This window comes from Novosphingobium aureum (assembly GCF_015865035.1).
GTDB lineage: Bacteria > Pseudomonadota > Alphaproteobacteria > Sphingomonadales > Sphingomonadaceae > Novosphingobium > Novosphingobium aureum.
Genome location: NZ_JADZGI010000003.1, coordinates 38,406 through 50,583 on the forward strand (window position 1 = coordinate 38,406; position 12,178 = coordinate 50,583).

Sequence of the window (12,178 nt, forward strand, 5' to 3'; positions counted from 1 at the left end):
GCAAGGCGCGCCAAAGACGCCCTGAAGCTTCGTCCAGGCGGCCCGCGAAAGCAAGAAGGGCCGCCCTGACGGAGCAGCCCTTCCCACGTCTTTCGAAGCCAGCACAGCGCCCTTGTCGGGCGCTCAGGTCCCGGGCTGCGTCTCGGAGGCAGTGCTCGGCGTGGCTTGCCCCTCGCGCCTCCAGCCCCCGCCAAGGGCCTTGAACAGGTCGACCCGGTCCGAGGCCAGACCTGCCTGCGCCTCGACCAGCGCGCGCCGCGCGGCGAGCAGGTCGGCCTGTGCCGCAAGCACCTCGAGGCTCGAGGCCGCACCCGAACGTTCGCGCCGCTCGGTCAGTTGCCAGGCGCGGGCTGCGCGGTCGCGGGCCACCTCCAGATCGGCCACCTGCGCCTCGCCTCCGGCAACGCGCGAGAGCCCCTGTTCGACTTCCTTGAGGGCAGTGAGGACCGCCCCGTCGAAAGTGGCGAGCGCCGCGTCGGCTCCGGCCCGGGCCTGACGGATGCGGGCCCGGGCGGCGCCGAAGTCGGGGAAGGTCCAGCTGATCAGCGGTCCGAGGCCGAAGGAGAACGAATCGCCGCCCCTGATCATGTCGTTGCGCAGGAAATTGCCCGATCCGCCCAGCGATATGCGCGGATAGAGGTCTGCCGTCGCCACGCCGATGCGCGCGGTTTGTGCCGCGAGATTGCGCTCCGCCTCGCGCAAGTCGGGACGACGCCGCAAGAGAGCGGCGCCGTCGCCGACCGGAAGCGCGGTCCCGGGGGATGGGGGGACGGAACAGGACCGCGCGTCCTGAGGAACTTGATCGGGCGTCCTGCCAAGGAGCGCGGCCAGTTCGAACAGCGCGACCCGGCGACCGGCTTCCAGGGTGGGAAGCGCGGCGCGCGCGGTGGCATGGGCGCTGCCTGCGCGTTCCACGTCGGCCTTGCCGAGCGAGCCTGCTCTTTCGAGCACTTCGGTCAGTTCCAGGGTGCGCCCCGTGGTCTCGACCGACTGGCGTGCGACCTCGAGGCCCTGACCCTGGGTACAGGCCTGAAGGTAGGCGCGGGTGGTCTCGGCAGCGACAAGGACACGCACGCCATCGCGCGCGGCCTCGATCGCGGCGGCATCCGCGCGCGCAGCCTCGATCGAACGCGCGACGCGGCCGAACAGGTCCGCCTCCCACGCCACGCTGGCGTTGGCGCTGGTTGTGACCTGCGTTTCGCCGAGGTTCGCAAAGCCGCCACCGCCCTGGCCGCTGCCGCCTCCCTGGCCTCCACCGCCGAACTGCACGGCATCGCCCCAGGAAAGACCGCCATTGAGGTTGGTGACGGGAAGCCGTGCGGCGCGGCTTTCCGAAAGCACGGCCTGCGCGCGCGCAAGGTTGGCATTGGCCGTACGAAGGTCGCTGTTGGCGGCCAGCGCCTGTTCGACGAGACCGTCGAGCACCGGGTCCTTGTAGAGGTGCCACCAGTCGTCGGGCAGCGGGGCGGCAGGATCGAAGTGGGCGTCGGTGGTGACGAATTGCCCCGCGGCGCGGGGCGGCGCGGGAGGGGCGGTGTAGTCCGGCCCGACCGCACAGGCAGCGAGAAGGAGGGGCGCAAGAAGCGCGGCCCTGCGCCTTGCGATGCCTCGGGGCGCAGTGCCCGGGTGCGTGTTGGAAGTGTCAGGCATGGAAAGTGCTCCCTTCACGCGCGGCGGCATCGGCGCCGGTTTCGGAGGCGGTGTCGTCCTCCTCGGCATGGGCGCGGTGATCGCCCGCCAGCAGCGTGTAGATGGTGGGAAGGACGAAGAGCGTGAAGAGCGTGCCGATGAGCATGCCCATGACCACCACGATGCCGATGGCAAAGCGGCTCGCCGCGCCCGCGCCCGAGGAAAACAGCAGGGGCACCAGGCCCGCCACCATCGCCGCGGTCGTCATCAGCACCGGGCGCATGCGCACCCCGGCGGCGTGGGCGATGGCCTGGTGCCGGCTCCAGCCTTCGTCGCGCTGCATCTGGTTGGCGAAGGACACCATCAGGATGCCGTGCTTGGTGATGAGCCCGATCAGGGTGACGAGGCCGATCTGCGTGTAGATGTTGAGCGTGGCAAAGCCCAGGAACAGCGGCAGAAGCGCGCCCGAGATCGCCAGCGGCACGGTGACTAGGATCACCAGCGGATCGCGGAAGCTCTCGAACTGGGCGGCGAGCACCAGGAAGATGACCACCAGCGCGAAGGCGAAGGAGACCGTCAGCTGGTTGCCCTCCTCGACGTACTGGCGGCTGTTCGAGAGCCAGTCGACGCTGGTGCCCTCGGGCAGGTCCTGGGCCTGCAGGAAGGCGACCGCCTGGCCCATCGTCACGCCGGGCATGAGCACGGCCGACATCGTTGCCGAGTTCATCTGGTTGAACTGGGGCAGGAGGTTGGGCTGAGGCTCGATCTCGACCTTGGCGACGGTGGAAAGGGGGACGAGATCGCCCGATCCGGCGCGCACGTAGTATCCGCCGAGATCCCCGGGGGTGGCGCGCTCGTCGCGCGGGACCTGCGTGATCACGTCGTAGGAGCGGTCGTGCCAGTTGAAGCGGTTGACGTAGTTCTCGCCCACCATCAGCGCCAGCGTGTCGGCGATTTCCGACATGGGGATACCCATGTCGCCCGCCTTGTCGCGGTCCACCGTTATGTGCGCCTGCTGGCTGTCGAAGGCGAGGTCGGCATCGACGAAGGCGAACAGCCCGCTTTGCCAGGCCGCGCCCTTGAGCTGGTCGAGCGTGCGGTTGATCGCGGCGAAGTCATCGGGCGAGCGGATCACCATCTGCACCGGCAGGCCGCCGCTGCCCGCGGGCAGGGGGCTGTCCTGAAAGACGGTGGAGGTGACGCCGGTGACGGCTGCGGTCTTGCCGGTCAGTTCCTGCTGGACGGCCTCGGCGGTTCTTTCACGCTCGCCCCAGGGCGAGAGGATGATGCCGCCAAAGCCGATGTTGGCGCCTTGCGCGCCGCCCATGGCGTAGAAGCTGCCGTCGAACTCGGGGATCGAGTGGAACAGCTTCTCGACTTCCTTGCTGAAGCGCACCGTGTAGTCGACGCTGGCGTATTGCGGCGCCTTGGTCTGGACGAACACGTAGCCCATGTCCTCGGGCGGCGCGAGTTCGCGCTTGGCGCCGAGGAAGAATACCACGCTGGCCACCAGGATCGCGGCTCCCGCGACGAGTACCGCACCGCGTGCCGCGAGCGTCCTGCCCAACAGCCGTTCGTAGCGGTGCGTCAGGCCGTGCATCGTGCGCTCGATTGCCTTTTCCAGACGGCTTTCGCCCATCTTGTTGTGCAAGAGGCGGCTGCTCATCATGGGGGAGAGGGTGAGCGCGACGACACCCGAAACGATGACGGATCCCGCCAGCGTGAAGGCGAACTCGCGGAATAGCGCGCCGGTCAGACCCCCCATCAGTCCGATGGGGGCATAGACGGCGGCCAGCGTGATGGTCATGGCGATGACCGGCCCGACGATCTCGCGCGCGCCTTTTAACGCTGCGTTGATCGGCGAGAGACCCTCCTCGATGTGGCGATGGATGTTTTCGACCACGACGATGGCATCATCGACCACGAGGCCGATCGCCAGCACCATCGCAAGGAGGGTCAGGAGATTGAGCGAAAACCCGAAGAGCAGCATCAGCGCCGCCGTGCCCAGAAGCGACAGCGGAATGGTGACGATGGGGATGATGACGGCCCGGAAGGTGCCGAGGAACAGGAAGATGACGACGATCACGATGATGACCGCCTCGACGAGGGTGTGCTCGACTTCCTCGATCGAGGCATCGACGAAGCGCGCACGGTCGAACATCGATTTGATCTCGAGCCCCGGAGGCGCCATGCGCTCGAGCTGGGGCAGTAGCTGGTTGACGGCATCGACGATTTCGAGCGGGTTGCCGTCGGGGGTGGGCGAGATCGGCAGCAGGATCGCGTCCTTGCCCGCCCCCATTGCGGCATCGTCGTAGTTCTGGCCGCCCAGTTCGACCGTGGCGACGTCGCCGAGCCGGACAATGCCGTCAGGTCCGGTCTTGACCACCATGTCGCGGAACGAGGCCGCGCTGCGCAGGTCCGTCTCGGCGGTGATGGCGATCGCCGTCGCGCTGCCCTTGAGCTGGCCGGGCGCGGCCTGGACGTTGTTGGCGCGCAGTGCCGTGGCAATGTCGCCCGCTGTCATGCCGCGTCCGGCAAGCTTGTCGGGATCGACCCAGATGCGCATGGCCAGCGGCGCGCCGCCGTTGATCTCGACCGACGCGACGCCCGGCACCGAGGTCAGCAGGGGCCGTGCGACGCGGGTCACGAAGTCGTTGATCTGCGAAGGTGCCATCGTCGGGCTGGTGAAGCTGATGTACTGCACCGCCGAGGCGCCGTCGGTGATCTTGGAGATGACCGGGTCGAAGGCCCCTTCGGGCAGGCGGTACTTCACCTGCTGCACCTTGGAGAGGATCTCGGTCATAGAACGGTCCGCGTCCGCGTTCAGCACCAGCTTGGCCGCGATATGGCTCTTGCCCGAGGTCGAGGTGGAGGAGAGGTACTCGATCCCGCTGGCGGTTGCGATCTCCTGCGCGATGGGGGTGGTGACGAAGCCCTGCATGACGTCCTGCGTGGCGCCGGGAAGCTGGGTGTCGATGGTGATCGTGGCGCTTTCCATGCGCGGGTACTGGCGGATCTGCAGTCCGAAGACGGCGGATATGCCCACCAGCAGGATCAGCAGGCTGACCACGATGGCCGCGATGGGGCGGCGGATGAACAGGTCGGTGAAGCGCATCCTATCGCGCTCCCGCTTCGGTGCCGTCCGGCTTGGCGGCCTTGGCGGTCTCGCCGCCGACCAGCTGCGAGACGGTCACTTCGCTGCCCGGCTGTACCCGCAGCTGGCCTTGCGCGACGACGACGTCGCCGGGGGAGAGCTTGCCGGTCACGACGACGTCGTCGCCCATGCGCTGGCCGGTGGTGACAGGCACGATCTCGGCCTTGCCGCCCTTGCGCGGGTTCGTGCCGCGAATGACGATCACGCTGTCGCCCTGCGCCGAGGTCTGGATCGCGGTGACGGGCAGGACGAGCGCCTCCGGGTCGACGCCCAGTTCGAGCGCGACCTTGACGTACATCCCGGGGCGCAGTGCTCCGTCGGGGTTGGCGATGACCGCCTGCGCGGTCACGTTGCGGGTTTCGCGGCTCACCTGCGGTTCGATCGTCTCGAGGCGTGCGGTGAACGTGCGTTCGGGCCAGGCATCGCTGGTCAGGGTCACGCTGTCGCCGGGGCGCAGGCGCGACAGCTCCTGCTGGGGAATGGCGAAATCGACGTAAAGGCGATCGAGCGCGGTCAGCGTGGCGACGGCATCGCCGGGGTTCATGTACTGGCCGGGGTCGACCTGGCGGATGCCGAGCCGCCCGGCGAAGGGCGCGCGTACCTGCTTCTGTCGCAGGCGAGCCTCGATCTGGGCGACTGCGGCGAGCGCTTGGGCGTGTTCGGCGCGGCGCTGCTGAAGCACCTCGCGCGGTTCTGCCCCCGAGGGAGCAAGTTCCTGCGAGCGCTCGAGCTGGAGCCGGGCAAAGTCCGCGCGGGCCCTTGCCGCCGCGAGATCGGCCTTTTCGGGAGCGTCGTAGAGCTGGACGAGCAGGGCGCCCGCACGCACGTCCTGTCCGGCGCGGAAATGCAGGCCGGAAACCCGCCCGCTGGTCTCGGGGGCGAGGGTGACCTCGCGCACCGCGCTGAGCGAGCCGACGAGCGCACGGGTATCTGCGACCCGGCGTGCGCCGAGCACGGTCGCTGCGACCGGCGTCGCCTGCTGGGGCCAGCCCTGCGCGCCGCTCATGCGCATCATGCGCCAGCCGTAGATCGCGGCCATGAGCACCACCAGGACGAGGACCGTGACGAGGATGGTGCGGGTGCGCCCTTTGGGCTCCTGATGCCATTCGCTCATGGCTGCAGCCTTCCCCTGATGAAAGTCTGCGAGGGTGCGGCAAGATATTGGCCGCTATGGGAAATCCCCCTCGAATTGCAGGGGCTGCAGCTTGGCGATGTCATGTCGGCTCCGAACGCTCTGGTTACGCTGGATCGTGCCCTGCGCGGGCCGGTCCGACACTCTTGCTACAACCTCAACAATGGTTGAGGTCAAGCGCTTTGTGTGGCATCGGGCAAACAGGGGCAAGCAAGCCGTGCGCGCCGCGCCAGGGCGACGCGTCGAACCGGGGGAGGAATCAGGGCCATGCCGCTCGATCGGGACAAGGCGCTTACCGTGGGCGAGCTCGCGCGCCGCAGTGGCGTGGCGGTATCCACGATCCATTTCTACGAGAAGAAGCAGCTGATCGAGGGTTGGCGCACCGGCGGCAACCAGCGGCGCTATGCGCGCAGCACCTTGCGCCGCGTCGCGATCATCCGCGTGGCGCAGCAGGCGGGGGTGCCGCTCGCGCTCGTGCGCGAACATCTCGACCGTTTTCCGCACACCCCGATCACCGTCGCCGAGTGGGCGCAGATCAGCCGGGACTGGCATGCGATGCTCGACGAGCGCATTGCCGCGCTCACCCAGTTGCGTGATCGACTGGGCTCTTGCATTGGGTGCGGCTGCCTGTCCATGACGGACTGCCCCTTGCGCAACCCGGACGACATGCTGGGGGACGAGGGCAGTGGCCCGCAGCTGCTCACCGTGCCGGGCCAGACGAACGCAGACGAAGAAGCAACGAGCAACCGGGCCGCGACATCGGCCGAACGAGAAACGGGGATTGGGTGAATACGAAGGCCGACAGGAAGTTCGCACGCAAGATTGCAGTGGTCATGGCTCCGGCGCTTTTCGCCTCGGGCTGGCACCATGCGGCCAGTGCGCAGGTCGAGGTGCAGCCGGTGCAGGTCGACCCCGCGAGACCCGATTGGGAGAACCCGGCGGTCTTCGCGCAAGGGACATTGCCCGCCAGCGCCAGCGGCTTTCCCTACGAGAGCCGTGCCGCTGCGCTCGCCGGCGATCCGCGCGCATCGCGTCGCTATCTCGATCTCGACGGCACCTGGAAGTTTGCCTTCTCGCCCGGGGCCGATGCGCTGCCCGATGGCTTCGAGAGACCCGGATACGACGTATCGGGCTGGAAGGACATCGCGGTGCCCGCAGATTGGCAGGCCGAGGGCTTCGGGCAGGCGCGCTACAACAACTGGATCTATCCGTTTCCGGCAAACCGCCCGCTGATCCCGCACCGGACCAACCCGGTCGGCTCGTACCGGCGCGATTTTTCGCTGCCGCCCGGCTGGTCAGGAAGCGACCGGGTGATCCTCCATATCGGCGCTGCGGGCTCGGCCTACTACGTGTGGGTCAACGGCCAGAAGGTCGGCTATGCGCAGGACAGCAAGCTGCCCTCCGAATTCGACGTGACCGGGGCGCTGAAGCCGGGGACGAACACCATCGCGATCCAGGTCTTTCGCTGGTCCGACGGTTCCTATCTCGAAGATCAGGACTTCTGGCGCGTTTCGGGGATCGAGCGGTCGGTCTACCTGAAGGCGGTCCCCACGCGCCGGGTGCGCGATGTCTTCGCGCACGCCGGGCTCGACGCGGCCTATCGCACGGGCGAGCTTGCCGTCGACCTGGCGCTGACGCCGGGCAGTGCGGCACTTGCGCGCATTACGCTGCTTGACGGTGAGAAGGCGGTCCTGACGCGCGAGGCGAAGCTGGCGAAGAGTGCCACCGAACAGGGCGTGACGCTTTCCGGAGACGTCCCCGAGGTACGCCGCTGGAGCGCGGAGACGCCAAATCTCTACACGCTTCTGGTCGAGCTGTTCGACGATGGCGGAAGGCTTGTGCAGGCCACGCCGACCCGCATCGGTTTTCGCGTGGTAGAGATGCTGGACGGGCAGGTGGCGGTCAACGGTAAGCCGATCACGATCAGGGGCGTCAATCGCCACGAGCACGATCCCGAGACCTTCCACGTGATCTCGCGCGCCTCGATGGAACGCGACGTGCAGCTGATGAAGGCGAACAACGTCAACGCCCTGCGCACCGCGCACTATCCCAACGATCCCTACATCTACGAGCTGGCGGACCGCTATGGCCTCTACGTCATGGACGAGGCCAACATCGAGAGCCATCAGTACATGGACTATGGCAACCGCCACCCCGAGGAGCGGGCGAAGTACCAGATCGGCTTCGACCCGGCGTGGAAGGCAGCTCACCTCGCGCGCGTCGCGAACATGGTCGAGCGCGACAAGAACCATCCCTCGATCCTGTTCTGGTCGCTGGGCAACGAGGCGGGCATCGGTCCGACCTTCGAGGACGCGGCAAAGGCGACCCGGCACCGCGATCCCGGCCGCCTGATCAGCTACCTGGGCTGGGGCCCGCTGCCCTTCGGCGACCACCGCGTGAACTGGTATGCCGACATCTACGCGCCGATGTACGACCCCGCGGCTAAGATGGACGACTACGCGACCAACTGGTCCTATCGCCAGCCGATGATCCAGTGCGAGTACGCGCACATGATGGGCAACTCGGGCGGCAACCTGACCGAGTACTGGGATACCGTCCACGCCCACCCGCACAAGCTCCAGGGCGGCTTCATCTGGGACTGGGTGGATCAGTCGATGTTCGGCTATACCGGGGACGGCACGCGCTACTGGGCAGACGGCAGCGAATACGGTCCGAACCCGGGCGGCGACATCGAGTTCGGCGACGGGATCATCCAGTCCGACCGCACCCCCAATCCCGCGCTGCACGAACTGCGCAAGGTCTATGCCCCGCTCGGGTTCTCCGGCCTCGACCGGGCCACGGGTACGCTCAGCGTTCACAACTGGCAGGACTTCGCTGACCTGTCGGGCTATGTGTTCGAATGGAGCCTGCAGGAAAACGGAGTGAGCGTCGCCCGCGGTGCCTTGCCCGCGCCCGATGCCGCCGCGCGTGCCAGCACGACGATGACGCTGCCGCTGGACAGCTTCGTGCGTAAGCCGGGCGCCGAATACTTCGTGACGGTCGAGGCACACGCTGGCGAAGGCCAGATCCCGCTGGTCGAGGCAGGACACGTGGTCGCCTTCGAACAGTTTGCGCTGGACGAGGCGACACCGTCTCTTCCCGCGCAGGTCGCAGGCAAGGTCGCGCTTGCCGACAGCGATGGCGAGGTCGTGCTCTCCGCCGGCGGGGCTTCTCTCGCGATCAGTCGCAAGACCGGTCTCGTGCGCAGCTACTCGGACGCAGGCCGGGTGCTCCTCGAGGGCGGCGCGCCCTATTTCTGGCGCGCGCTGACCGACAGCAACAAGGGCACGCGCACCGGCGAGCAGCTCGCGGTCTGGAAGACGCTGAGCGAGCAGCGTACCGTCACCGCACTGCGCATCGCCAGCGTGGCGGGGGGCGGGCGAGAGGTCACCGTCGCCTTCACGCTGGGCAGTGGGCAGGCGGGTTTCGAGAATCGCTATCGCATGGCCGGTGACGGCTCGGTCGAGGTGAGCGCGCATTTCGAGCCGCTCGCCGCCGACCTGCCACCACCTTTCCGGATCGGTCTCGCCTTCGACCTGCCCATGGAACTCGATACGGTCGAGTGGTACGGGCGTGGCCCGCACGAGAGCTACGTCGATCGCCAGAGCTCGGCACCGGTCGGCCTGTGGCGCGGGGCGCTTGCCGATCAGGACCACGACTATATCCGGCCGCAGGAGACCGGCAACAAGACCGGTGTGCGCTGGATGGAGCTGAGCGGAGCAGGGCGGGGCGTTCGCGTCGCGGGCGACCGGCCACTGATGATGAACGCGCTCGCCTTCCCCTATTCCGATCTCTATCCGCGCGCGCCCGGAACCTGGAAATCGAGCGACATCCGGCCGCACGATCACGGCACGCTGCTGGTCGACGCCGCGCAATGGGGGCTGGGCGGCGACACGCAGTGGAGCGAGGAGGGCAAGCCGCTGGCGCGTTATCGCCCGAAAGTCGAGCCAACCACCTTCACCTTGCGCCTGACCCCGACTTCGGGAGCGGCGACAGCGGGCGCGCTGCCCGGCGGCGATAGCTGATCCGGCTCCAGCGCGCACCCGGCTGACGGAGAATGCGGGCCTGGCTTCTGGACCTTCGCCGCACGTGGTGCTGGTAAGGACCCTTGCGACACGAGACGGAGAGTTCGACCGATGCCGATGACCACTTCCCGCCGCCAGCTGCTGGGCACCGGCGCGGCCCTCGCTGGTGCGGCTATGCTTCCCGGGTTCGCGGCCAGTGCGCTGGACAGCAGCGCGCCGTTCCTTGCCGCGAAGGGGCTGCCTCTCGGCATGCAGCTCTATACCGTTGGCGCGGCGGCCAGCGAGGACCTTGCGGGGACCTTCGCGCGGCTGGCGGGGATGGGCTATCGTACGATCGAGCTGGCCGGCTACCACGGCCATAGCCCGGCGCAGCTTCGCGAAGCTGCGGACGCGGCGGGGCTGACCTTCACCAGCATCCACCTTTCCGACCAGCTGATCGGGCGCAGCGACGAGGATGCGCGTCGCATAGCCGCCGACCTTGCCGTGCTGGGTATTCGCAACGTGGTCCTGCCCACCTTCATCTGGCCATCGGACATCGCGCGCCGCGATGGAGAGGTAATGCAGGACTGGCTCGCGCGTGCCGTCGCCGTGAAGGGCAGGGCGCTGTGGCAGGACACCGCCAGCCTGCTCAACGCGCGCGGCAAGGCACTGAAGGCCGAGGGCCTGCGCCTTGCCTATCACAACCACAACGCAGAGTTCGGCCCGGTCGATGGCACGAGTGGCTGGCAGATCATCCTCGACGAGACCGATCCCGCGCTCGTCGACTTCGAGGTCGATGCTGGCTGGGTCGCGGCGGCGGGGATCGACCCGGTGGCCTTCGTTTCGGGCCTGAAGGGCCGGGTGCGCCAGATGCACGTCAAGGACATCAAGGCGAGCACGGTGCCCAACTTCGCCTTCCGGCAGGACCCGGCCGAAGTGGGGCTTGGCAAGATCGACTGGCCCCGCCTGTTGCCCGCCGCCTATGCAGCGGGCGTGCGCCACTTCTACGTCGAGCAGGAGCCGCCGTTCACCACCGGCCGGTTCGAATCGCTGGCGATCAGCGCCGAGAATTTCTCCACGATGCGCTGAGGGTGACGGCGCGCCCCTGACTGCTCAGCCGAGCAGCGACTTAGCCGAGCAGCGACTGGCGGAACTTCTGCGGGGTGGTGCCGGTCCAGCGCTTGAAGGCGCGCCCGAAACTGGTCTGCTCGCCGTAGCCGAGCCATTCCGCCACCTGATCGAGCGTGGAATCGGGGCGCTGCAGGTAGACTTTGGCGAGCGTGATGCGCACGTCCTCGATCAGCGCGCTGAAGCTCGTGTCCTCTTCGGCGAGACGCCCCTGCAAGGTGCGCACCGAGATGCCGAACTTCTCGGCGCAGCGCTCGATCGAGCAGTTGCCCTTGGGCAGGTCGCCGCGCACGTAGTCGCGCACCCGCTGCGCGAAGCTGATCCGGTTGGCCGCCTTGACCCGGTCTAGGTAGCCGCCGAGCAGGCGATAGAGCAGCCGGTTGGCGCTGGGCACCGGATTGTCGAGCTGGCTCGCGGCAAAGCCGATGGCGTTGATGTGCGAGCGGGTGCGCAGCTGGCAGCCGAGCGCACGTTCGATCTCGGTCACGTCATCGCCGCGCGGAGCCACCGCCAGTTCGACGTAGCGCGGCTGGAAATGCGCGCCCCCGATCTGGCGCAGCAGCTTCATCTGCAGCACCACCGCCTGCAGGTTGGCCTGGTCGTTGACGCCGAGATCGTGGACCACGCCCCAGCGCAGTTCGGCGCCGTTCTCGCCCTCGAGCAGTTCGGGCGCGGCTTCGGGCGAGTGGACGATGGGCAGGTAGTCGGTCAGCGCGCCGATCGCGGTGCGCAGGTCCGATGCCGAACGCGCCAGTGCGGTGATGCAGCCGAAGACTTCCGCGTCCTGTTCCTGCGCGAGGTGCATCCCGAACAGCGGATCGGCGAAGAGTTCGCTGCAGTATTCGAAGGTGTCGACCAGTGCCTGCGCGCCGACGTAGCTGTCGGGATCGGACAGCGCGCGCATGTCGATGCCGTGGCGCTCGAGGATACGGCGCGGGTCGGCGTCGCGCCGCCGGGTGTAGTCGGAGAAGCCCCGCAGGTTGGCGGCACGCAACTGGCCTTCGCCGGGCGTGCCGTCGAGCGGGCCTTCGATGCCGAAGAAGATGGGATCGACGGGCATGATGCCGGTCAATCTACCGCGCGGCGTGCTTTGCGTCCAATGTCCATCGCACTGCACGGGCGATCTATACA

Annotated in this window: 7 protein-coding genes; 3 read left to right on the forward strand and 4 right to left on the reverse strand. The window is 68.0% G+C overall.

Translation table 11 applies throughout. From position 1 onward, the window contains the following. Positions 1 to 123: 123 nt before the first annotated feature. From I5E68_RS15790 to I5E68_RS15800, 3 genes are read right to left on the reverse strand one after another with little or no spacing between them, the layout of a single operon-like run. A complete protein-coding gene (locus I5E68_RS15790; RefSeq protein WP_197165789.1) occupies positions 124 to 1,650 on the reverse strand; it encodes a TolC family protein in 1,527 nt (508 codons plus the stop codon). Continuing rightward, complete coding sequence (locus tag I5E68_RS15795) at positions 1,643 to 4,744, reverse strand: efflux RND transporter permease subunit (protein WP_197165791.1); 3,102 nt, start codon at positions 4,742 to 4,744, stop codon at positions 1,643 to 1,645. The genes I5E68_RS15790 and I5E68_RS15795 overlap by 8 nt, the downstream gene beginning before the upstream one ends. Before the next feature lies 1 nt (position 4,745). After that, complete coding sequence (locus I5E68_RS15800) at positions 4,746 to 5,897, reverse strand: efflux RND transporter periplasmic adaptor subunit (RefSeq protein WP_197165793.1); 1,152 nt, start codon at positions 5,895 to 5,897, stop codon at positions 4,746 to 4,748. 285 nt (positions 5,898 to 6,182) lie between these two features. On the opposite strand from I5E68_RS15800, the gene soxR reads away from it, so the two are divergent. The 3 genes from soxR (at position 6,183) to I5E68_RS15815 (ending at position 11,008) form a co-directional block, all read left to right on the forward strand. Beyond that, positions 6,183 to 6,704: a redox-sensitive transcriptional activator SoxR gene (gene soxR, locus I5E68_RS15805; protein ID WP_197165796.1), complete on the forward strand. Its 522-nt coding sequence runs from the start codon at positions 6,183 to 6,185 to the stop codon at positions 6,702 to 6,704. Next, on the forward strand, positions 6,701 to 9,940 hold the full coding sequence (locus I5E68_RS15810; protein ID WP_323982192.1) for a glycoside hydrolase family 2 TIM barrel-domain containing protein: 3,240 nt from the start codon (positions 6,701 to 6,703) through the stop codon (positions 9,938 to 9,940). Before soxR ends, I5E68_RS15810 begins: the two co-directional genes overlap by 4 nt. Before the next feature lie 117 nt (positions 9,941 to 10,057). Continuing rightward, positions 10,058 to 11,008, forward strand: coding sequence for a sugar phosphate isomerase/epimerase family protein (locus I5E68_RS15815; RefSeq protein ID WP_197165798.1), 951 nt, complete (start codon positions 10,058 to 10,060; stop codon positions 11,006 to 11,008). Between the two features lie 40 nt (positions 11,009 to 11,048). On the opposite strand, the gene I5E68_RS15820 is transcribed toward I5E68_RS15815, so the two are convergent. Beyond that, complete coding sequence (locus I5E68_RS15820; protein ID WP_197165800.1) at positions 11,049 to 12,107, reverse strand: AraC family transcriptional regulator; 1,059 nt, start codon at positions 12,105 to 12,107, stop codon at positions 11,049 to 11,051. Positions 12,108 to 12,178: the final 71 nt, after the last annotated feature.